The sequence below is a fragment of the Marinobacter sp. bablab_jr008 genome, from assembly GCF_016464145.1.
Classification (GTDB): domain Bacteria; phylum Pseudomonadota; class Gammaproteobacteria; order Pseudomonadales; family Oleiphilaceae; genus Marinobacter; species Marinobacter nauticus.
In genome coordinates this window covers 16,934-39,479 of sequence record NZ_JACDWW010000088.1, presented here as the reverse complement: position 1 = coordinate 39,479, position 22,546 = coordinate 16,934, and the positions used below count along the sequence as shown (strand labels likewise).

The following is a 22,546-nucleotide window of genomic DNA, read 5'->3' as shown; positions in this document are numbered from 1 at the left end:
TCTGTGACTGAACTGAGCCGAATCCGTAACTTTTCCATTATTGCCCACATCGACCACGGTAAATCCACGCTGGCGGATCGTTTTATCCAGATCTGCGGTGGCCTGACAGACCGTGAAATGGCCGAACAGGTCCTGGACTCCATGGATCTGGAGCGGGAACGCGGGATCACCATCAAGGCCCAGAGCGTCACGCTCAACTACAAGGCAAAGGATGGGGAAACCTACAAACTGAATTTCATCGATACCCCGGGCCACGTGGATTTCTCCTACGAGGTGTCCCGCTCACTGTACGCCTGTGAAGGGGCGCTGCTGGTGGTGGATGCCGGTCAGGGTGTGGAAGCCCAGTCGGTGGCCAACTGCTACACCGCTATCGAACAGGGCCTTGAGGTGGTGCCGGTCCTGAACAAGATGGATTTGCCCCAGGCCGAGCCCGAGCGGGTTGCGGCGGAGATTGAAGACATTATCGGCATTGACGCTTCCGATGCCGTGCGCTGCAGTGCCAAAAGCGGACTGGGTGTTGAGGATGTACTCGAGGATCTGATCAAAAAGATTCCGCCCCCCAAGGGTGATCGCAGCGCGCCGTTGCAGGCACTGATTATTGATTCCTGGTTTGATAACTACCTGGGCGTGGTGTCACTGGTTCGGGTGACCGAAGGTGTATTGCGTAAAGGCGACAAGATCGTTATCAAGTCCACCAAGAAAGCCTGGAACGCCGACAAGGTTGGTGTCTTCAATCCCAAGCCGACCGACACCGATGTGCTTGAAGCCGGTGACGTCGGTTTTGTTGTTGCGGGGATCAAAGACATCCACGGTGCGCCGGTGGGTGACACCATCGTGCACCAGAAGTTTGCGGAAGAAACCCCGATGCTGCCGGGGTTCAAGAAGGTGAAACCCCAGGTATACGCCGGTCTGTTCCCGGTCAGCGCCGACGATTATGACGATTTCCGGGACGCCCTGGAAAAGCTCACCCTCAACGACGCCTCGCTGTTCTTTGAGCCCGAGAACTCGGATGCTCTGGGCTTCGGTTTCCGCTGTGGTTTCCTGGGCATGCTGCACATGGAGATCATCCAGGAACGGCTGGAGAGAGAGTACGACCTGGATCTGATTACTACGGCGCCGACGGTAATCTATGAAGTGGTCACCAAGCAGGGTGAGACCCTGTCGGTGGACAACCCGTCAAGGCTTCCGGATATTGGTTCCATCGAAGAAATGCGTGAGCCCATTGTCGAGGCCAACATCCTGGTACCCCAGGAACACCTCGGTAATGTCATTGCCCTGTGTGAAGAAAAGCGCGGTGTGCAGAAGAACATGCACTTCATGTCCACACAGGTACAGCTCACCTACGAGCTGCCGATGGCGGAAGTGGTGATGGACTTCTTTGACCGGATCAAATCGGCCAGCCGTGGCTTTGCATCACTGGATTACCACTTTGTCCGTTTCCAGAGTGCCAACCTGGTTCGCCTGGATGTGCTGATCAACGGGGATCGTGTCGACGCCCTGGCGCTGATTGTGCACCGGGATCTGTCCCACCGCAAAGGGCGCCAGTTGATCGAGAAGATGAAAGAGCTGATCCCGCGTCAGATGTTTGATATTGCCATTCAGGCTGCCATTGGTACCCAGGTGGTCTCCCGGGTAACGGTCAAGGCCCTGCGCAAGAACGTAACGGCGAAGTGTTACGGTGGCGACGTCAGCCGTAAAAAGAAACTGCTTCAGAAGCAGAAGGAAGGTAAAAAACGCATGAAGCAGCTGGGTAATGTCGAGGTGCCTCAGGAAGCGTTTCTTGCTGTATTGAAAGTGGATAACTAAAAAGGCACCTGGATGGACATTGATTTTCCACTGGTACTGGTGGTTCTGACTTTCGTGACCGGAGCGGTCTGGCTGGCGGACATCGCGTTCCTGAGAAAGCGTCGGCTTGCCGGCGCAGAGCAGGGTGGCCAGGTAGACGAATCAGCCGATGAGTTCGAGGACCGGGAACCCTGGCTGGTGGATATCAGCCGCTCATTTTTCCCCGTGCTGGCGGTAGTCCTGGTGCTTCGGTCGTTCCTGATCGAGCCGTTCCAGATCCCCTCAGGCTCCATGTTGCCGACCCTCGAAGTGGGGGATTTTATCCTGGTCAACAAGTACGCCTATGGCCTGCGCCTGCCGGTGGCCGGTACCAAGATTGTTGAGATCGGCGATCCGGAGCGGGGTGATGTCATGGTCTTCCGCTATCCTGAGGATGGCACCACCAATTACATCAAGCGGGTTGTCGGCCTGCCGGGCGATCATATTCGTTACCGCAACAAGCAACTGTTCATCAATGATGAGCCGGTTCCCCGGGATTTCGTTGCGCGCTTGCCCCCCATGGAACGCTGGCGGGAACAGTTGGGTGAGGTTGAACATGATCTGTACCTGACCATGGGGCGGGTGAGCGGTTCCGGTGAGGGAGAATGGGTTGTTCCTGAAGGCCATTACTTTGTCATGGGCGATAACCGCGACAACAGTAACGACAGCCGTTTCTGGGGCACGGTGCCGGATGAGATGGTGGTGGGCAAGGCCTTTGCCATCTGGATGCACTGGAAATCACTGACAAGTCTGCCATCTTTTGATCGGGTGGGTGGCATCCAATAATTCTGATGGTTCCGGAGTAAAAAACGATGAGAAGACACTATCCCGCAGGCCTGAACACGCAGCAGGGCGGCGCTTTGACGATGATGATCATGGCCCTGTTCTTTGGTGGCCTGCTGACTCTGGCGATCAAGATCGGGCCGGCCTACCTGGATGACTTCACCATCCAGGAAGCGCTGGAAAGCCTGGATGGTACCGAAGGCCTGTCACAGATGGGCCCGGCGCAGGTGCGCAGCCTGATCAACAAGCGCCTGAGCGTGAACAATGTCGACGGTTTTGATCCCAAGAATATTTCCGTCGAAAAAAATGGCGAACTGGTGGTAATCAAGGTGGATTACGAGGTTCGCAACAACATCTTCCGGAACGTGGACACCGTTGTGCACTTCCAGCATGAGTATGAGTTTAAGGGCCAGTGAGTTCACAACCAGACCTAGACCAACTTCAGCGCCGCATTGGCTACCAGTTCAAGGAACCGGAGCGGCTTCTGCTGGCGCTGACCCATCGCAGTTTTGGCAACCAGAATAACGAACGTCTTGAATTTCTGGGCGATTCTATCGTGAACATGGTGATCGCCGAGTATCTGTATCTTCATTTCGAGAAGGCCCGGGAAGGGCAGTTGAGCCGGCTTCGAGCCCGTATGGTCAAGGGGGTTACCCTCGCGGAGATCGGTCGTGAATTTCAGTTGGGCCAGTATCTGAGGCTCGGTTCGGGAGAGCTGAAAAGTGGTGGCTTCCGCCGTGAGTCCATTCTCGCCGATGCCGTGGAATCCATTATCGGGGCCATTTATCTGGACAGCGACTTTCATACCTGTCGGGCTCAGGTGTTGCGCTGGTTTGAACAGCGCTTGGCAAACCTGGATATTCAGGACACCCAGAAAGATCCGAAAACCCGGTTGCAGGAGTACCTGCAGTCCAGGCAATTTCCGTTGCCGCGCTATGAAGTGATTTCCGTTGACGGCGAGGCCCACAACCAGACTTTCCATGTCTCCTGCGCCTTGCCCTCGCTGGACCGTCAAACCACCGGCACTGGCAGTAGTCGACGTGTTGCTGAACAGCAGGCCGCCCGAAATGCACTCAAGCAACTGGGTGTGGAGAATTCCTGATGACTGATATTACCCGCCCGGAAAACCCGGAAAGCCGCTGTGGTTTCGTCGCCATTGTCGGCCGGCCGAATGTGGGCAAGTCTACACTGCTCAATCACATTCTTGGCCAGAAGCTGAGCATCACCTCACGGAAGCCACAGACCACCAGGCATCAGGTGCTCGGTATCAAGACAGAGGGCCCGGTACAGGCCATTTATGTCGATACACCGGGCATGCATGAGGATGAGCCCCGTGCCCTGAACCGCTATATGAACAAGGCGGCCGCGTCCGCCCTTATCGACGTGGATGTGGTGGTCTTCGTGGTGGATCAGCTGGCGTGGACCAGCGCCGATGAGATGGTGCTGGAGAAGCTCAAGCGGGTGAAGTGCCCGGTTATTCTGGCGGTCAACAAAGTCGACAAGCTGGAGAAGCGGGAGCTGTTGTTGCCCCATCTGGAGGCTCTGTCCAAAAAGCGGGACTTTGCCGAGATCATTCCTCTTTCGGCACTGAAAGAGACCAACCTGGAACCGCTGGAATCGGCTGTTGGCCGCTTTCTGCCCCAGAGTGTCCACTTTTACCCGGATGATCAGATTACCGATCGCAGTGAACGCTTTATGGCGGCCGAAATGGTGCGAGAGAAAATCACTCGCCAACTGGGCGCTGAATTGCCGTATTCCGTGGCGGTGGAGATTGAAGAGTTCAAGCACCAGGGCAAAACCCTGCATGTTTCGGCACTGATTCTGGTCGAACGGGAAGGCCAGAAGAAAATCATCATTGGCGATAAGGGTGACCGCCTGCGCAGTATCGGTCAGGAAGCCCGGGTCGATATGGAGCGGATGTTCGGATCCAAGGTGATGCTCCGGCTCTGGGTCAAGGTCAAGCGAGGCTGGGCTGACAGCGACAGAGCTCTGAAGAGCCTGGGCATGAGCGATTTCTGAGGCCGCCATGAAGGGCGCGGTGCAGCAAGAGCCCGCTTATGTGGTCCATCGGCGACCCTGGCGCGAAACCGCCTTGCTGGTGGATCTGTTTACTCTGAATCACGGCCGCATGAGTGTGGTTGCCCGCGGTGCCAACAGCACCAGGAGCCCGCTCAAGGCCCAGCTTCAGCCATTCCAGCCGTTATTAGTGGACTGGACCGGCAAAAGTGAGCTGAAAACCCTGGTGCAGCTGGAAGTGCGCAGTGCGCCAGCGGTCAGCCAACCCCGCGCGTTGTACAGTGGTTTCTACATTAATGAACTGGTTCAGCGGGTGTTACCGGTGGCCGATCCCTCCCCCGCGTTGTTTGCCAGCTACATTGAAACGCTGCAGGCCCTGGCGGATCTGTCTTCACAGGATGATGTGGAGCCGTTACTGAGGCGTTTTGAGCGCGCGTTTGCCGCCTCGCTGGGCTACGATTTTGCCTGGGACGAAACCACGGATACCGGTATGCCTGTACAGGCAGGCGAGTTCTATGGCTACGATCCGGGCCAGGGCATCGTTTCTAATCTCGCGCCGGAGTTGCCATTGCGCCAATTGCCGGGTGAGGCATTGCTGGCACTGGCGGCCGGCGATTTCATGAGTGAAGCACCCCGTAAAACCGCCAAGCGCGTCATGCGGGTGCTGGTGGATTACCTTTTGCAGGGCAGGCCGCTGCACAGCCGTTCCCTGTTCAGTCATTCGAATCCGTCATCTGGGAGAGAATCATGAATACCCGAGTCCTGCTTGGAGTGAATATTGATCATGTGGCCACCTTGCGTCAGGCCCGGGGCACCCGTTACCCGGACCCCGTGCAGGCGGCGTTGGTGGCGGAAGAGGCCGGTGCCGATGGCATCACCATTCACCCCCGGGAGGATCGCCGGCATATCCAGGACCGGGATGTGCTGCTGTTGCGGGAGGTGCTGCAAACCAAAATGAATCTGGAAATGGCGGTGACCGACGCCATGCTGGCGTTCGCCGAGCAGGTTCGCCCGGAATGTGTCTGCCTGGTGCCGGAAAAACGTGAAGAGCTCACCACCGAAGGTGGCCTGGATGTGGATGGCCAGGAAGAGCGGGTGGCCAAGGCCTGCGATCGTCTGGCAAAAATCGGCGCCGAGGTTTCCTTGTTTATCGATCCGGACCCGGTGCAGATCGACGCGGCGGTGCGCTGCGGTGCGCCGGTGGTGGAGTTGCACACCGGTGAATATGCCGAGGCCAAGGAACCCGAAGCGGTGGAAGCCTCATTCAAAGTGCTTGCCGATGCTGTGGCCTATGCCCGCAAGAAGGGGCTGATTGTGAATGCCGGCCATGGTCTGCATTACCACAACACCGAGCGGGTGGCCGCGATCCCCGGTATCAATGAACTGAACATCGGCCATGCCATCATCGCCCGTGCCGTTTTTACCGGCCTGAAAGACGCCGTACGGGACATGAAGGCGATTCTTGACCGGGCTAGGGCCTGATCAGGAATCAGGTGGTTTCCGGCTGGCGCTGCTGTTCCCGGAACAGTTGCTGCCAGTCGGTCTGCTCACTCCAGATCTGCAGCCGCTCCATGGCGGCAATCAATTGATCTTTCAACAGCTCACGATCCGGTGCCTCGCACTTCAGGGCAGTCTCGAACCGGTTGGCGGCTGTGCGCAGCTCGGGAACGCCACAGTACCGGGTCGCCCCGTGAAGCTTATGCACACATTCAAGCAGAGGCTCGGTGTCACCGGTCTGCCAGAGCGCCTGAACCCGGTCGATATCGGTGTGCAACTGCTCCAGCAACATACTGAACAGCTCCTCCGCCAAATCGGCCTTGCCCGCCGCCAGTTGAATGCTCTCTTCTACACTGACGCAGTCCTGTTGCATCCGGCGGTTTGACGGCCGCAGTGTCCGGCGGGTATCCCGTACCTCGGAGACCCGGAAGCGGTCGGCGCTATTGGTGCAGTCGTACCCGGTGTATTCGCGAATCAGTTCCACCAGCTGGCTGCTGCTGATCGGCTTGGGCATATAGCCGTCGAAGCCTTGTTGCGCCAGCCGTTCCTGTTCGTCCGCCAGAGCGTGGGCGGTCAGGGCAATAATGGGGGTGTGATGTGAGCCGCTGTCCAGATCACGGATGCGGGCCGTGGTTTCCACGCCGTCCATCCCCGGCATCTGCAGGTCCATGAACACCAGGTCAAACGCCTTCTGACGCACCTTGGTCAATGCCTCGAACCCGCTGGAGGCGCCTTCGGCTTCCAGGCGGCAGTCATTGAGCAAGGTCATAACCAGTTTCAGGTTGGCTTCGTTATCGTCCACCGCGAGAATGCGGGGCGTGCCGGAACCACTGTCCTGCCGCAGTGGCAGCGCGGCTTCCGGCGTGCTTCGGTTGCCCGACTGAATGCCATGGATGAGCAGCAGCAGTTCATCGTAGAGGGCATCCCGGCAGACCGGTTTGGTCAGGTGACCACTGGCCAGGCCCGACAGTGGCGTGTCGTGGGTTTCCAGGGTGGGCGTCAGCAGCAGGGTCCGACAGTCGCGTTCCACTTCCAGGGAACGCACCAGGTTGCAATACTGGCTGGAGTTCAGCAAGTGACGGGTAATGCCAATGATGGCGCCGGCGTAGCCCTCCTGCCGCCGTTGCGCCTCCTCTACCTGTTCCTGCAGCGCCCCGGGCGAGGCAACCCGTTCAACGGTCACGCCCCAGTCCCGTAACAGGTGCTCCACCGCCAGTCCGGTTGTTTTCTGGTGTTCGAGATAGATGATCTTTTCGCCCCGGAGCGCCTCTTTGGGGCTGGAGCTGTCGCCGGTTGAGGACAGTTCCGGCGTCAGGGTAAACCAGAACGTGGAACCTTTGCCCAGCTCACTTTCCAGGCCGATCTTGCCGCCCATTTCTTCAACCAGCCGTTTGGAAATCGCCAGCCCCAGACCGGTACCGCCATACTGGCGGGCAGTGGAGGCATCGGCCTGGCTGAAGGCGTTAAACAGTGACTGCTGCTGGGCACGTGAAAGACCAACGCCGGAATCGGTGATGCTCAGGCGCAGAGTAACCCGGTTATGCTCGGCATCCTCGTCTTCCAGACTCGCCCGTAATACCACTTCGCCGGTCTGGGTGAACTTGATGGCATTGTTCACCAGGTTGGTGATCACCTGCTTGACTCGCAGCGGATCCCCCATGATGTTGTCCGGTACATCGTTGTAGACCAGTGGCACCAGGTCCAGGTTTTTAGCGTGGGCAGCCGGTGCCAGCATGACCATCACTTCCTCAACGATATCCCGGAGCTGGAACGGCACGCGGTCCAGTATCAGTTTGCCGGCTTCGATCTTGGAGAAATCCAGAATGTCGTTAATGATGGTCAGCAGGATTTCCGAGGATTTGCGGATGGTGTTCAGGTGGTCGCGCTGTTGGCGGGGCAGTGGGCTTTTCAGCAACAGCTCGGTGAAGCCGATGATGCCGTTCAGCGGCGTCCGGATTTCATGGGACATGTTGGCCAGGAACTCGGATTTGATCCGGCTCGCTTCCAGTGCTTCCTTGCGGGCAAAGTCCAGCTCGATATTCTGGATTTCAATGGTCTCCAGGGTCTCCCGCAGGTCTTCGGTGGCCTGGTCAATGTTCTGTTGCATTTCGGCCTGGGCCTTACTCAATTCCGAGGCCATATCATTGAGCCCCGACTCCAGCTGTTCGAACTCCGGGCCGGCACTGGTGTAAACCCGGGTGTCGAGCTTGCCTTCCTTGAGTTTGGCTACGGCTTCGTTGAGCTGGAATACCGGGTCGGTAAAGGCGCGGCTCAGCCGTAGCGCAATGGCCAGGCTGAGCAGGACGCCGCCGATCACCAGCAGCAACGAGATCAGCAAGGCCTTGTAGGTTTCCTTTTCGGTACGGACGTGGGACATCTCTACGGCAACCCAGCCCAGCGGGGCCTGGCGCTTCGCCGCAGACTGGCGGGCGTCCGGGTCCAGCATGGTCTCGATCATCAGATCCTGAAGGTGAACCGGCGTGACAAAACGAGTGCTGCTGTCGTGGGTCACCCGGATCGGCTGGTTGGGTTCCAGCGGTGCCATCGCCACGGTTTCAGCGCTGCCCGGGCCAGTATGAAGCATGCGCTGGCCATCGCTGCCATAGAAGGTGATGGAGCGAACATCCTGTTCTTCAAGAAGGGCGTTGGAGAGGCTGCTCAGCAGGCTGCGATTGGCCGTGAACAGGCCGTATTCAGAGCCTGCGGCAAGCTGTCGGGACAGGGACTCACCGCGATCCTTCAGCAGGTTCTCAATGTTGTTCACCCAGCTGTAGGTAAAGAATAGCCCTAACAACAGCGTGGTGAGCAGGGTGGGAACCAGAGTTACCACCAGTACTTTCTTGCGAATGCCCCAACGTCGCATACCGTGTTCCTGTAAAATTACCTTGTCCGCCTGCAGGGAGCGCCTGCTGGTGGATACTTCCTTGTCAGCATAGCTGAACGGCAATGATATAACCGTGGCCGTTATCCCGGAAACAGACAGTTATAGCCGCAGGTCATGGATATAGCGACAAGCTGTATTGGGACAAGGCGGCCATAACGCGTATGATTCGAATCCGAAAGTGTATCACAGGGTATCAATATGATTTTCCCCACCATTGAAGATTATGTCGGCCATACACCCCTGGTGCGTCTGCAGCGTCTGCCGGGAGACACCAGTAACGTCATCCTGGCAAAACTGGAGGGGAACAACCCGGCAGGTTCGGTGAAAGACCGGCCGGCTTTGAGCATGATCCAGGAGGCTGAGCGCCGGGGCGAGATCAAGCCCGGAGACACCCTGATTGAAGCCACCTCAGGCAATACCGGTATTGCCCTGGCCATGGCCGCGGCCATCAAGGGCTATCGGATGGTGCTGATCATGCCCGACAACCTGAGCGAGGAGCGCCGCGCATCCATGCGCGCGTACGGCGCCGAGGTGGTGAACGTTACCCGTGAACAGGGCATGGAAGGCGCCCGGGATCTGGCCATTCGAATGGAGGCCGAGGGCAAGGGCAAGGTTCTGGACCAGTTCAGCAATGCCGATAACCCTTCGGCCCACTATCACACCACGGGCCCGGAAATCTGGGAGCAGACCGCCGGGCGGGTTACGCACTTTGTCAGCTCCATGGGCACCACCGGCACCATCATGGGCGTGTCCCGTTACCTGAAAGAGCGCAATCCCGATATCCGTATTATCGGCCTGCAGCCAGAGGATGGGGCGTCAATTCCGGGTATTCGCCGCTGGCCGGAGGCTTACCTGCCGAAAATCTACGATGCCAGCCGGGTTGACCAGGTTCTGGATATTGGCCAGCAGGAAGCCGAGGAAACCATGCGGGCACTGGCCGAGCGAGAGGGCATTTTCTGTGGTGTGTCCTCCGGCGGAGCCATTGCAGCGGCCCTGAAATTGTCCCGTGAGGTTGAAAACGCCGTGATCGTGGCCATTATCTGTGACCGCGGAGACCGTTACCTCTCCACCGGTGTGTTTCCCGGCGCCTGAGTGGCCCCCAATCAAGAGAATTCTATATGAGTAAGCGTCGCCGCAAGGTTCTGCCCAAGGAGCCCGTGCGTTGTGAAATCGAGACCCTGAGCCACGATGGCCGGGGCATTGCCCGCGCTGATGGCAAAACCCAGTTTGTTGACGGAGCCCTGCCGGGCGAAACCGTGATGGCCAAAATGGTCAGCACCCGCAGCCGGTTTGATGAGCTGCGCACAACCGAAGTGCTGGAAGCAGCCCCTGACCGCCAGCAGCCACCCTGTGAGTTTGCCGATCTTTGCGGTGGTTGCAGTCTTCAGCACATGAGCGCCGATGCCCAGGTACGGTTCAAGGAAAATACTCTGCGCGAGCATTTTGCCCACTTTGGGGGCATTGAACCGGAGCAGTGGGTGGCTCCGATGCGTTCTCCGGATAGCCTCGGCTATCGTCGCAAGGCGCGGCTGGGCGTACGTTATGTGAAGGCCCGGGAGTCGGTGCTGGTTGGTTTCCGGGAGAAGCGCAATAGCTTTCTGACCGATATTGACCGCTGCGTGGTACTGGATCCCCGGATCGGTGAGCGAATCGAGCCTCTTCGGGAGTTGCTGCATGGCATGGCGGCATTTGACCGGATTGCCCAGGTAGAAGTGGCCTGTGGCGATGATACGGCTGCCATGGTGTTCCGGAACATGGATGACCTGGTGCCGGACGACCGGGAAAAGCTGATCGCCTTTGGTCAGGCCCATGACTTGCATATCTATCTGCAGCCCAAGGGCCCGGACACCGTGCACCGGATCTGGCCGGAATCCGGCGGGCGGGACGATGAACGCCTGACCTATCGTATGGATGAGTTTGACCTCACCATGGCCTTCCATCCTATGGACTTTACCCAGGTGAACGCCGGCATCAACCGCAATATGGTACACCGTGCGGTCGAGTGGCTGGACGTCCAGCCCGGAGAGCGGGTACTGGATCTGTTCTGCGGCCTGGGCAACTTTACGCTGCCACTGGCCCGCAAGGGCGGGCAGGTTGTGGGTGTGGAAGGCGACGATGCCATGGTGGTTCGCGGCCGTGAAAACGCCCGCCTGAACGATCTCTCCAATGTGGAATTCCACGGGGCAGATCTGCACGGGGATTTCACCGGGCAATCCTGGGCAAAAGAGGGTTTTGACAAGATTCTGATCGATCCACCCCGTTCGGGCGCGGAGGAGATCTGTAAGTATCTGACTGCTTTCGGTGCCAACCGCATTGTTTACGTGTCCTGCAACCCCGCTACCCTGGCGCGGGATGCCGGGGTGATGGTGCGCAACGGTTATCGGCTGGTACAGGCCGGTGTGATGGATATGTTCCCCCATACCACCCACGTTGAGTCCATTGCGTTGTTTGAGCGTAGCGCAGACTGACCGGGTTTAGGGGGTATGCAACGGAACGGCCAGGATGGCCGTGAGAATAACCGAAAAACAAATGGGTAAAGCTCTGCCATGGTAAAAGTTCGGGAAGACTATTCGATCAGCGGTGATGGCGAGGTCGATATAGACCGCTGCGTGCAGCACATCGCTGAACAGACTCATCTCGAGGATCCGGATCAGCTTCGGCGGGCTTGTGAGAAAGCCGCCCAGATTGCCGTTCAGGCGTTCCGGGAAGACCGTTTGTGGGCGCCCGGAGCCAGCAGTTTCCGGACCGGTCTGGAAATGGCGCAGGTTTTGGCAGAGCTGCATCTTGATCAGGCCAGCCTGGTTGCCGCCGTGCTCTATCGGGCGGTGCGTGAAGAACGGGTGCCGCTTGAAGAGGTTCGCAAGGAATTCGGCGATGAAGTGGCGGGGCTGATTAACGGCGTGCAGCAGATGGCTGCGATTTCGTCCATCCATCATCCGCTCAAGGGCAATGTCCTGGGGCAGAGCGAAGGCCAGTTGGACAATGTCCGCAAGATGCTGGTCACCATGATTGATGACGTTCGGGTGGCGCTCATCAAACTGGCAGAGCGCACCTGCGCTATCCGCGCAGTGAAAGATGCGCCGGAAGAAAAACGCATGCGCGTGGCCCGGGAAGTCTTCGACATCTATGCCCCGTTGGCTCACAGGCTTGGTATCGGCCACATCAAGTGGGAGCTGGAAGATCTCTCGTTCCGCTACCTGCATGGTTCTGCGTACAAGAAAATCGCCAAGTTGCTGGATGAGAAACGGCTGGACCGTGAAAGCTACATCCGCCGGGTGATTGATACCCTGCAAACCGAGCTCAAGGCTTCCGGTATCAAGGCCGAGCTCAGCGGGCGGGCCAAGCACATCTACAGTATCTGGCGGAAGATGCGTCGTAAGGGAATCGATTTTTCCCAGGTTTACGATGTCCGTGCCGTGCGCATTCTGGTGCCGGAAGTGCGTGATTGCTATGGCGCGCTGGGGATTGTTCACACCCTGTGGCGCCACATTCCCAACGAGTTTGATGACTACATTGCCAACCCCAAGGAGAACGGTTACCAGTCGCTGCACACGGCTGTGATCGGCCCGGAAGGCAAGGTCATGGAGGTGCAGATTCGTACCCATGCCATGCATGAAGAAGCGGAGCTGGGTGTGTGTGCCCACTGGCTGTACAAGGGCACCGATACCAGGAACAAATCCACCGGCTACGACGCCAAGATCAACTGGTTGCGCCAGGTTCTGGAATGGCAGGAGGAGCTGGGTGACATTTCCGGACTGGCGGATCACCTGAAATCCGACGTGGCCTCAGACCGGGTGTATGTGTTTACGCCGGAAGGCCATGTGGTAGACCTGCCCCAGGGCGCCACGCCGGTGGATTTTGCCTACCGGGTGCATACCGAAATTGGTCATGCCTGCCGAGGTGCCAGGGTGAACAGCCGCATCGTTCCGCTGACCTACCCGCTCAAGACCGGGGATCAGGTATTTATTCTGACTTCCAATAATCCGGCTCCCAGCAGGGACTGGCTCAACCCGAGCCTGGGCTATATTCAGACGTCCAGGGCCCGAGCGAAGGTTACACACTGGTTCAAACAGCAGAACCGTGACCGCAATGTCATTGACGGCCGCGCTATTCTGGAAGATGAGTTCAAGCGCCTGTCGCTGTTTGATGTGGAGCTGGAACAACTGGCGGCCAAGGTCAACTACCACAGCATTGATGATATGTTTGCCGCCATCGGGGCGGGAGACCTGCGGCCTACTCATGTGGCCAATGTGGCTCAGCAACTGTTGGAGCCCCGGTCCGAACAGCTGGATCTTAAGCTGACCCCGAACCGGAAAAAGCCCTACGACACTGAATCCGATATCCAGATACTTGGTGTTGGCAAGCTGAAAACTCAGGTGGCCAAGTGCTGCAAGCCGCTGCCCGGCGACCCGATCGGAGGCTATATCACCGTGGGCCGCGGCGTGACCGTGCATCGCCAGGACTGCCTCACGTTCCTGAACCTGCGGGAATTTGAACCGAACCGCATCATTGAAGTGAACTGGGGCGGGCAGCCCGCGGCGGTCTATCCGGTGGATATCGAAATCGAGGCCTACGATCGATCCGGTCTGCTGCGTGATATCACCCAGGTGCTGTCTTCGTCCCGCAGTGATGTGTTGTCTCTCAACACCGTGACCAACAAAGACGAAAACACGGCCACTATGCGGGTGACGGTGGAAATCTCCAGCCTGGAGCAGTTGGCGCGGCTGCTGGCCCAGATTCGGAACCTGCCGAACATCATCGACGTAAGGCGGAAACGCGGATGAGTTACAGCATCGAAGATCTGAAACACCTGATGGCCCGGCTCCGGGATCCGGACACCGGTTGCCCCTGGGACACCAAACAGACCTTTGCCAGCATCGTGCCCCACACGATTGAAGAAGCTTACGAAGTCGCTGATGCCATCGAGCAGGAGGATTTCCCACATCTGAAAGACGAACTGGGAGATCTTCTTTTCCAGGTCATCTTCTATGCCCGCATGGGAGAAGAAGCCGGACACTTTGAGTTTGATGGTATTGTTGACCATTTGGTTCGCAAGCTGGTTCGGCGCCATCCCCACGTGTTTCCGGGGGGCACGCTGGAGAGCCGTATCGATCCGGATAATCGACCCGACGAAGCCTGGATCAAGGAAAGCTGGGAGCGCATCAAGGCCGAGGAGCGTGCTGAGAAACCGGTGGCGAATACTCCGGCCAGCCGTCTGGACGGTATTGCCCGCACCCTGCCGGCCATGGCCCGGGCGGAAAAACTGCAACGGCGTGCGGCCCGGCATGGCTTCGACTGGCCGGATATCGGCCCGGTGTTCGACAAACTTCACGAAGAGATCGATGAGCTGAAGGAAGCCTGGCAAATGGCCGAGGCCGGTACCGGAGATCTGGATGCGGTTGAGGACGAGCTGGGTGACCTGCTGTTTGTTTGCGTAAATCTGGCACGTTTCCTGAAAGTAAATCCCGAGCAGGCCCTGAAGCGAACCAATCACAAGTTTGATGCCCGGTTCCGTGCCATTGAGCGGGTGCTGGAAAAAGAAGGTCGTAATCTGGATGAAGAAACCCTGGAAGCGCTGGATGCCGTGTGGCAGAGCGTGAAAGGGGTGGAAAAGGAGTAGGGAAGCGGAACTGGAAACCGTCACCGATAGGTACAATCCGTTACCAATTTTCCGTCACCGGCCTGTCATTCTTCGTCTACACTTCCGGGAACAGTCGCACTGAAAAAGTGCGTTGTGCCATCAAACAAGATGCAGGAGTGAAGGCACCATGAAGATCAAAGATCTGGTCAAGCACTGGGATAAACACGGCCGTGGAAGACTGACCCGGGATGCCGCCTATCTGTCTTTGGCTGACCAGCATCATGACCGTTTGCAGAAGCTTGCGGCACTGTATCCGATGAAGTCCACTCAGGATCTGATGCGGGATCTGATCTCCGCCGCTCTCGACGAGCTGGAAACCAGTTTCCCCTACGTTCAGGGTGAGAAGGTTGTGGCTTACGACGAGGATGGCTTTGAAATCTATGAGGACAAAGGCCTGACGCCGCAATTCGTTGCCCTGAGCCAGAAACACATCAAGCGCCTCAAGGCCCGCCAGTTGGAGTCGGTTGCCTGACGGTTGCCAACACCCATTGCCATAGATTCTGTAACAACAACGCCGGGCTCAGCCCGGCGTTGTTGTTTGTATTACGACTTCTTCTGTTCTGCCAATCGGTCTTTCAGCGGGCCCTGGCTGATCAGGTCGTCCAGAGCGGCGGCAATCATGTCGTTCAGGATCTCACTTTCGCTCCGGTCCGGGTAGAGTTCCGCCAGGGCCGCAATCCGTGCGGCATCTTCCAGAGGCAGGCGCAGGTTGTATTCATGGCTGCGCTCCTGGGCCTGTTTTTCCTTTTCCCAATGCTGGGGCAGATCGGTCACTTTCATGTCAGCTCCTGAGCGAAGTGGTTGAATCGTCAATAGACTTTCTGCGTTGCTCCCTAGTATCGTAAGTTTAGATTGTTTCCGTCAATTCAGAAGGAACCTGCCGTGACCGAACTGCACCCGGATCTTCGAGAAAACGTACGTTTGCTGGGCGATCTGCTTGGCCAGAGCATACTCCGATTCCCCGGACAGGACTGCTACGACCGCATTGAAGAAATCCGCGCCGCCGCCAAGGCTGACCGGCGCCAGGAAAGCGGTTCCGGACAACGCCTGGTGAAGCTCCTGGGCCAGCTCAGCGATGATGAGCTGTTACCGGTGACCCGAGCCTTTAACCAGTTCCTTAATCTTGCCAACCTGGCTGAGCAGTACCATGGAATTCGTCGCAAGCAGGGGCATCCGTCAGATCTGATGGTGGAATCCCTGGGGGACGTGTTTGATCGGCTGAAGTCCGGGGGGATAGACCCGCAAGAGTTGCATCGGAAGGTTGCAGATTTACGCATAGAGTTTGTGCTCACCGCGCACCCCACCGAAGTGGCCCGGCGTACATTGATCCTCAAGTACGATGAAATGTCCGATTGCCTGTCGAGGCTGGATCATGACGACCTGATGCCCGGTGAACGGGAGGAAATTGTTGACCGGTTGTCGCTGTTGATTGCCGAGGCCTGGCATACCGACGAGATTCGGCATGAAAGGCCGACCGCCGTGGACGAGGCCAAGTGGGGCTTCGCCGTTATCGAGAACAGTCTCTGGCAGGCGCTGCCGAAATTTCTCCGTAGCCTGGACACCTCGCTGTCGGAGGCGACCGGTCAGGGGCTTCCGTTGCAGGTGTCGCCGATCCGAATTGCCTCGTGGATGGGGGGAGACCGTGATGGCAACCCCAATGTCACCCACGAAGTGACCCGGGAAGTGTTTCTGCTTGGTCGCTGGATGGCCGCAGATCTCTATCTGCGCGATATCCAGGCGCTGAGAGCAGAGCTTTCCATGTGGCAGGCAAGCGATGAATTGCGGGCCGAGGTGGGAGATTCCCGGGAGCCGTATCGCCAGGTGCTGGCCCAGTTGAGGGAACGCCTGATCAAGACCCGGGACTGGGCCGAAGCCAGCGTCAAGGGCGAGCCGGCAGACGATTCGGGCATTCTGTTCGAGAATGAGGATCTCACCGGGCCGTTGGAATTGTGCTATCGCTCCCTGATGGAGTGCGGGCTGGAAGCCATTGCCAATGGTCCGCTGCTGGATACCATTCGCCGGGCGCACACCTTCGGCCTGCCACTGATCCGACTGGATATCCGCCAGGAGGCCTCACGCCACGCCGAGGCGGTGGCAGAGATGGTGAACTACCTGGGGTTGGGTGACTATCTGTCCTGGTCGGAACAGGAGCGCCAGGCGTTTCTGGTCAAGGAACTGAAGGGGCGGCGCCCCCTGGTGCCCCGGAATTGGCAACCCTCCGAGCCGGTGCGCGAGGTGCTGGCAACCTGCGAGGTGGTCGCTGGCCAGACACCGGAAGCCCTGGGTTCCTATGTGATTTCCATGGCCAGCAAGCCCTCGGACGTTTTAAACGTGATTTTGCTGCTGCGGGAAGCGGGGATGACTTTCCCCATGCGCGTTGTGCCGCTGTTCGAAACGTTGGATGATCTCAAGGGGGCTCCCGACAGTATGGCGGCCCTGTACGAGGTGGACTGGTATCGGGAATACTGCAGCGGGCGCCAGGAAGTGATGATCGGCTATTCAGACTCCTCGAAGGATGCCGGCCAGTTGATGGCGGCCTGGGCCCAGTACCAGGCCCAGGAGAAGCTGACCGAAGTGGCCAATCGGTATGGAGTGCATCTGACTCTGTTTCATGGCCGCGGCGGCACCGTAGGCCGGGGCGGTGGTCCGGCGAATCGGGCGATTCTGTCCCAGCCGCCGGGCTCGGTGAACGGCAGCTTCCGGATTACCGAGCAGGGCGAGATGATCCGCTTTAAATTTGGTCTGCCGAGGCTGGCGGTGCAGAGTCTGACCTTGTACACCACCGCGGTGATTGAGGCGACCCTGGCGCCACCACCTGTGCCAAAGGATGAGTGGCGCGAGGTGATGGACTGGCTGACCGAGCGTTCGCTGCGGTCCTACCGTGAGGTGGTCCGTGAGAATCCGGATTTTGTGCCTTACTTCCGCCAGGTCACACCGGAAACGGCTTTGGGTAAACTTGCCCTTGGCAGCCGGCCGGCCCGGCGCAAGGCCACAGGGGGCGTTGAAAGCCTGAGAGCCATTCCGTGGATTTTTGCCTGGACCCAGATGCGGTTGATGCTGCCCAGCTGGCTGGGCAGTGATGTTGCCCTCGAAGAGGCGGCCCAGGCGGACCGCCTGTCCGAGCTGCGGGAGATGATGCAGGGCTGGCCGTTCTTCCGCACCTACGTGGATATGCTGGAAATGGTCCTCGCCAAGGCAGATTTGCGTATTGCCAGCTATTACGAGCAGACCCTGGTTGAGGACGAGCACTTGCTGGCGCTTGGCCAGAGCCTGAGGCAGCGTTTGCAGGGCTGCATTGAGCGTCTGCTGGAGCTCAAACAGCAACAGACTCTGCTGGAGCAGGAGCCGGTGTTTGCCCATTCAATGAAAGTTCGGAATCCCTACACTGATCCGCTGCACTATTTGCAGGCAGAATTGCTCAGGCGTGACCGGGAAAGCGAGGGGGCAGGAAAGGTGCCGGAAATGGTCGAGAGGGCGCTGAAGGTGACCATGGCCGGAATTTCTGCCGGTATGCGAAATACCGGTTAAGGTGCATAATAAGGCCGGGGCCGGACAGCCCCGGCCCATTTGCTTTAAGGAGTTACCCCCGTTGGCATTGTCGGAGAGGCTTTCGCGTTTTCTGGCCCGCAAGGGCATTACCTACCAGCCACTGGAAACGGAGCCCGTTGCGAATCTGGACGCGGCGGTGCTTGCTTCGGGTAAACCCCAGCATGACTTTATCAAGGCGACCCTGCTGATCGATATCAATGGGGTGGTTATGGTGGTACACCGTTTTGACAGCACGCTTGATATGGATGCCGTGCACCAGTTCACCGGTCGGCGCATGCAGCCGCTGACGGCGCGCCAGACTTCCCGGTTGTTCGGAGACTGTGACGCCGGATTCGTACCTCCGATCGGAGCCGCCTGGGAGCTGCCGGTTCTGGTGGATGAAGATGTAGTGACAGCCGAAAGTGTGATCTTCTCCGGCGGCACGGACCACAGCCTGGTTGAAATGGACGGCCGGGCCTTCCGCCTGGCTCAGGCTGGCGCCCGGCAGGGGCATCTGGTTATTCGTGGTCAGGGCGTGGAAGATCGCGAAGCCCTGACTCTGGAAGACGTGGCAGACAAACTGCAAAAGCTTTATCGGCTGCCGCCAATGCCGGCTCTGGCATTGCGAATCCTGCGGCTGACCGCCAACACAGAAGCGACGGCCAAAGAGCTGGCCGAGTTGATTGAATTTGACCCCAGTATGACCGCGCAGATCATGCGCTATGCCCGATCAGCGCTGTTCAACTACCCCGGCCAGATAAACTCTGTACAGGAAGCGGTCACCCGGGTCCTCGGCTTTGACCGGGTTGCCCACATTGCCCTGGGTATTGCCTCGGTGCGGGCGTTTGATGTGCCCCGCGGAGGCATGCTCGGCATGGATAATTTCTGGCGCCACTCGCTTTATTGCGCGTTCCTGTGCCAGAACCTCGCCGCCTATTCCGGCCGCGACAAAGGGCTCGCCTATCTGTGCGGATTGCTGCACAACTTCGGCCTGCTGCTGGTGGGCCATCTGTTTCCATCGGAGTTTGAAGAGCTCAATGCTCTGCGGGAAATCAACCCGGAGGCAAGCATGCACTCGCTCGAGCAGGAAGTGTTTGGCCACAGTGAGCGCCAGGATATTCTGGCTGTTGGTCATGGTGCCATTGGCGGTATTCTGCACCGGCTGTGGCAGTTGCCGGAAGCCGTGATCAAAGCCGCCGGCATGCACCAGCACATCGGATACCATGGCGAGCACGAGGAATATGTCCAGATGGTGCAGCTGGCCAATGCCATACTCAAAGAGCGTGGTATCGGTGACGAACTCAATCCTGACGACCTGCCGGCACTGGTTGAGAGCCTTGGGCTCCGGGCGGATGTGCTGGAGCGGGTTCAGAGCGACATGGACCAGGTGGCTTCCGATCTGGACGTGCTGGCGTCTTCCCTCGCTTCCTGATTATTCCCAGCCCTGCACCGGCCGTTGAGGCAGCTGACAGCCCGGCTTTCGGACAATGATACGGAGGTCGACTTTCTCTGCCGGGTGTGAGTTCGTATAATGCTGCCTCGTTTTTGTGCGTGTGCGCCGGATACACGGTCCGGAGCCGTCGAGAGGTTGTCGCAAAGGCAGAGGTCTTTGCCATAACTTTTCAAACGATAATATAAAGCAATGGGAGCACAACGTTATGCGAATCATTATGTTAGGCGCGCCAGGCGCAGGTAAGGGCACCCAGGCCCAGTTTATTACCGAGCGTTTCGAGATCCCCCAGATCTCCACGGGTGATATGCTCCGCGCTGCGGTCAAAGCCGAATCGGAGCTGGGCCTGCAGGTTAAAGAGGTTATGGCGTCTGGTGGCCTGGTGTCTGATGACATCATCATTGCCCTGATTGAAGAGCGTATCCAGCAGCCAGATTGCAAGAACGGCTTCCTGCTGGATGGCTTCCCGCGCACCATTCCCCAGGCTGAGGCCCTGAAAGACCAGGGTATCGCCATCGACTACGTGGTCGAAATCTCGGTTGAAGACGAAGAAATCGTCAGCCGCCTGTCTGGCCGTCGTGTACACGAGGGCAGTGGCCGTATCTACCACGTTAAATACGATCCGCCCAAGGTAGAAGGCAAAGACGATGAGACCGGCGAAGCGCTGATCCAGCGTGAAGACGACAAGGAAGAGACCGTTCGCAAGCGCCTCAAAATCTATCATGAGCAGACAGCGCCGCTGGTGGGCTTCTACCAGAGCTGGGCAGAGAAAGCCCCGGCCGATGCGCCCAGGTATGTGCGCGTTGAAGGTGTTGGCAGCCTCGACAGTATTCGCGATCAGATTCTGTCCCAACTGAAGTGATCGAAACCGGCTCAGCCCCGGAGGCGTGATTCTGTGAAACTTCTGGCACTGGATACCTCATCCGAGGGCTGTTCCGCGGCACTCTGGCTGGATGGCCGGGTGACCGAGCGATTCGAGGTGGCCCCACGGGGGCACACCCGCCTGTTGATGCCCATGGTTCGCGAATTGTGCGCGGAGCAGGGCTTGTCCCCCTCCGATCTCGATGCACTGGCGTTCGCCCGGGGCCCTGGCTCTTTCACCGGTCTGCGGATCGCAACCGGTGTGGTACAGGGGCTGGCCTGGGGGCTGGATATCCCCGTGGTTCCGGTGTCGTCCCTGGCGGCGGTGGCGCTCGCGGCGATCGAAACCCATGCCCTCCAAGAGGGCGACAGCGTTGCGGTGGCCTTTGACGCCCGCATGGGGGAGGTGTACTGGGGCGCGTTCCGCTGTGAGGCGGGGCTTCCAGTGTTGCTGAGCGAGGAGCGGGTCTGCCCGCCTGATGCGGTGACTCTGCCAACGGATGCCGGTGGCAACTGGTACGGCGCCGGTCAGGGCTGGACCCTGAAAGACCAGATGCCCGGTGAGCTCGTTGAACGCCTCTCAGCCATTGACGATACGTTGTTGCCGGCAGCGGCCCAGGTGGCGAAGCTGGCCGAACAGGGAATGTCGAACGGGCAGGCGGTGCCAGCAGAGCAGGCACAACCGGTGTATATCCGGGACGAAGTGGCCTGGAAGAAGTTGCCCGGTCGGGAGTGAACCCCGCTCCAACCGCCGTCTTTGCATTCTGCACCAGATCCTCCATAATGCGATGACGACTCTGAATCCTCACCCCGGTGGTGCGTTATGATTGGCGGCATCAATCCCTCAAATCCTTCATTGTACCAGGCGGGTAATAACTCCCCGGCCCGGGAACGCACGGATGTATCCCGCACCCCGGCGGCGGCCCCCCAGGCACTTGCCACGGGTGATGTTCGCAACCAGCTCAATACCGCCCGTCAGGATCGGGATGCCGCCCCCGGTAATCCGGCACAGCCCGGTGGTACCGGGCCGGAACTGGACAGCCGGCGTGTCGAAGCCCGGCGCGCGGCAGAAGATGCCCGGCTTGAACGCTTCCGCGCAGACGAATTACCGCTTCCTGCCGCCCGCGCGCTGTCGGCTTTTGCCGGCGTTGCCGCTGCCGGGCAGGAATTTGAGAGCGGCAGCGTGCTGAGCGGAATTGATATTCTGGTCTGATGCCGTCGTCTTCCTCTCACACCGAGCTTCCGGATTCCTCGTCTCTCCGTCACATCCTGGCCGTTGCTCATAGCCCCTTGGCTGAACCGGGCGTAGCCCGTGCGCTTGCCACCGAGCTGGGGCTTGACTGGCTGGGCGTGGTCGCCCCCAAACAGGTTCGGAACTACGGTCTTCTATTGTTCATGGACGAGCATGGGCTGGCGTTACAACAAACCGGTAAGGGGGCGCCCGGGCCGGTCAGGGCGGAATTTGTCAGTGGCAAGATGGGCTACCGGCGGGAGCACGGTGGTGGCGCCGGCCAGCTGGTGGCGCGCGCCGTAGGGTTGCAGAAAACCCGGGCTCCGCTGCAGGTACTGGATGCCACCGCCGGTCTTGGTCAGGATGCTTTCGTGCTGGCCTCCCTGGGTTGTCAGATGACACTGTTTGAGCGTAATCCGGTCATCCATGCGCTGCTGGCGGATGGTCTGTATCGGGCGGCCCTGAATGAGACTTGTGCGCCAATCGCGGCGCGAATGACGCTGCACGCAGGCAGTTCTCTGGACTGGATGAACCAGGCAGGACCCGAGGCCGTCGATGTGGTCTATCTGGACCCGATGTTTCCGCATCGGGACAAGTCTGCGCTGGTCAAGAAGGAAATGCAGGTGTTCCGGCAGGTGGTGGGTGATGACGACGACGCCAGCCAGTTGCTGGAAGCCGCGCTCGCCTGTGCCCGCTATCGGGTGGTGGTCAAGCGCCCCCGCAAGGCACCCGCGATCGCCGGACCGGAACCGGCTGCGCGGGTTGAGGGTAAAAGCAGCCGCTACGACATCTATCCGATCCGGGCGCTGCCGGCCTGACAGTGTCGCAACG

At 59.0% G+C, this 22,546-nt stretch carries 20 protein-coding genes; 18 read left to right on the top strand and 2 right to left on the bottom strand.

The window, feature by feature from the left end:
* The first annotated feature begins 3 nt into the window (after positions 1-3).
* From lepA to pdxJ, 7 genes are read left to right on the top strand one after another with little or no spacing between them, the layout of a single operon-like run.
* The gene (gene lepA, locus JIF53_RS17965) at positions 4-1,806 is read left to right on the top strand and encodes a translation elongation factor 4 (protein ID WP_011785715.1); all 1,803 of its coding nucleotides are present in this window, start codon (positions 4-6) and stop codon (positions 1,804-1,806) included.
* A 12-nt stretch (positions 1,807-1,818) separates the two neighbouring features.
* Positions 1,819-2,610: a signal peptidase I gene (gene lepB, locus JIF53_RS17960; RefSeq protein ID WP_023007924.1), complete on the top strand. Its 792-nt coding sequence runs from the start codon at positions 1,819-1,821 to the stop codon at positions 2,608-2,610.
* 26 nt (positions 2,611-2,636) lie between these two features.
* Entirely contained in the window at positions 2,637-3,023 is a 387-nt protein-coding gene (locus JIF53_RS17955) for a DUF4845 domain-containing protein (protein ID WP_199453821.1), read from the top strand.
* On the top strand, positions 3,020-3,709 hold the full coding sequence (gene rnc / locus JIF53_RS17950) for a ribonuclease III (RefSeq protein WP_199453819.1): 690 nt from the start codon (positions 3,020-3,022) through the stop codon (positions 3,707-3,709). Before JIF53_RS17955 ends, rnc begins: the two co-directional genes overlap by 4 nt.
* The gene (gene era / locus JIF53_RS17945; protein WP_199453818.1) at positions 3,709-4,626 is read left to right on the top strand and encodes a GTPase Era; all 918 of its coding nucleotides are present in this window, start codon (positions 3,709-3,711) and stop codon (positions 4,624-4,626) included. Before rnc ends, era begins: the two co-directional genes overlap by 1 nt.
* Positions 4,627-4,633: 7 nt before the next feature.
* Positions 4,634-5,374, top strand: a complete 741-nt coding sequence (gene recO, locus JIF53_RS17940; protein ID WP_199453816.1) for a DNA repair protein RecO — start codon at positions 4,634-4,636, stop codon at positions 5,372-5,374.
* Complete coding sequence (gene pdxJ / locus JIF53_RS17935) at positions 5,371-6,105, top strand: pyridoxine 5'-phosphate synthase (RefSeq protein WP_199453814.1); 735 nt, start codon at positions 5,371-5,373, stop codon at positions 6,103-6,105. The genes recO and pdxJ overlap by 4 nt, the downstream gene beginning before the upstream one ends.
* Before the next feature lie 7 nt (positions 6,106-6,112).
* Here pdxJ and JIF53_RS17930 read toward each other — a convergent pair whose 3' ends face one another.
* Positions 6,113-8,983, bottom strand: coding sequence for an ATP-binding protein (locus JIF53_RS17930; protein WP_199453812.1), 2,871 nt, complete (start codon positions 8,981-8,983; stop codon positions 6,113-6,115).
* A 219-nt stretch (positions 8,984-9,202) separates the two neighbouring features.
* Here JIF53_RS17930 and cysM point away from each other — a divergent pair, with 219 nt between their 5' ends.
* From cysM to JIF53_RS17905, 5 genes are all read left to right on the top strand, one after another.
* Complete coding sequence (gene cysM, locus JIF53_RS17925; protein WP_199453810.1) at positions 9,203-10,096, top strand: cysteine synthase CysM; 894 nt, start codon at positions 9,203-9,205, stop codon at positions 10,094-10,096.
* A 26-nt stretch (positions 10,097-10,122) separates the two neighbouring features.
* Positions 10,123-11,472, top strand: coding sequence for a 23S rRNA (uracil(1939)-C(5))-methyltransferase RlmD (rlmD, locus tag JIF53_RS17920; RefSeq protein ID WP_199453803.1), 1,350 nt, complete (start codon positions 10,123-10,125; stop codon positions 11,470-11,472).
* 78 nt (positions 11,473-11,550) lie between these two features.
* Positions 11,551-13,788, top strand: a complete 2,238-nt coding sequence (relA, locus tag JIF53_RS17915) for a GTP diphosphokinase (RefSeq protein WP_114433638.1) — start codon at positions 11,551-11,553, stop codon at positions 13,786-13,788.
* Complete coding sequence (gene mazG, locus JIF53_RS17910) at positions 13,785-14,624, top strand: nucleoside triphosphate pyrophosphohydrolase (protein WP_121208441.1); 840 nt, start codon at positions 13,785-13,787, stop codon at positions 14,622-14,624. Before relA ends, mazG begins: the two co-directional genes overlap by 4 nt.
* Positions 14,625-14,772: 148 nt before the next feature.
* Positions 14,773-15,117: a hypothetical protein gene (locus tag JIF53_RS17905; protein ID WP_011785703.1), complete on the top strand. Its 345-nt coding sequence runs from the start codon at positions 14,773-14,775 to the stop codon at positions 15,115-15,117.
* Between the two features lie 71 nt (positions 15,118-15,188).
* Here JIF53_RS17905 and JIF53_RS17900 read toward each other — a convergent pair whose 3' ends face one another.
* Positions 15,189-15,425, bottom strand: coding sequence for a hypothetical protein (locus JIF53_RS17900; protein WP_199453796.1), 237 nt, complete (start codon positions 15,423-15,425; stop codon positions 15,189-15,191).
* A gap of 102 nt (positions 15,426-15,527) precedes the next feature.
* Between JIF53_RS17900 and ppc the strand changes: the two genes are divergently transcribed.
* From ppc to JIF53_RS17870, 6 genes are all read left to right on the top strand, one after another.
* Positions 15,528-18,173 carry a phosphoenolpyruvate carboxylase gene (ppc, locus tag JIF53_RS17895; protein ID WP_153741221.1) on the top strand — a complete coding sequence of 882 codons (2,646 nt, stop codon included), beginning with the start codon at positions 15,528-15,530 and terminating at the stop codon, positions 18,171-18,173.
* Between the two features lie 61 nt (positions 18,174-18,234).
* Entirely contained in the window at positions 18,235-19,605 is a 1,371-nt protein-coding gene (locus JIF53_RS17890; protein WP_199453794.1) for an HDOD domain-containing protein, read from the top strand.
* 226 nt (positions 19,606-19,831) lie between these two features.
* A complete protein-coding gene (gene adk / locus JIF53_RS17885) occupies positions 19,832-20,485 on the top strand; it encodes an adenylate kinase (protein WP_011785699.1) in 654 nt (217 codons plus the stop codon).
* Between the two features lie 33 nt (positions 20,486-20,518).
* A complete protein-coding gene (tsaB, locus tag JIF53_RS17880) occupies positions 20,519-21,220 on the top strand; it encodes a tRNA (adenosine(37)-N6)-threonylcarbamoyltransferase complex dimerization subunit type 1 TsaB (RefSeq protein WP_199453792.1) in 702 nt (233 codons plus the stop codon).
* Positions 21,221-21,307: 87 nt separating this feature from the next.
* On the top strand, positions 21,308-21,697 hold the full coding sequence (locus JIF53_RS17875) for a UDP pyrophosphate phosphatase (RefSeq protein WP_199453789.1): 390 nt from the start codon (positions 21,308-21,310) through the stop codon (positions 21,695-21,697).
* Entirely contained in the window at positions 21,697-22,533 is an 837-nt protein-coding gene (locus tag JIF53_RS17870; RefSeq protein WP_199453787.1) for a class I SAM-dependent methyltransferase, read from the top strand. Before JIF53_RS17875 ends, JIF53_RS17870 begins: the two co-directional genes overlap by 1 nt.
* Positions 22,534-22,546 lie beyond the last annotated feature (13 nt).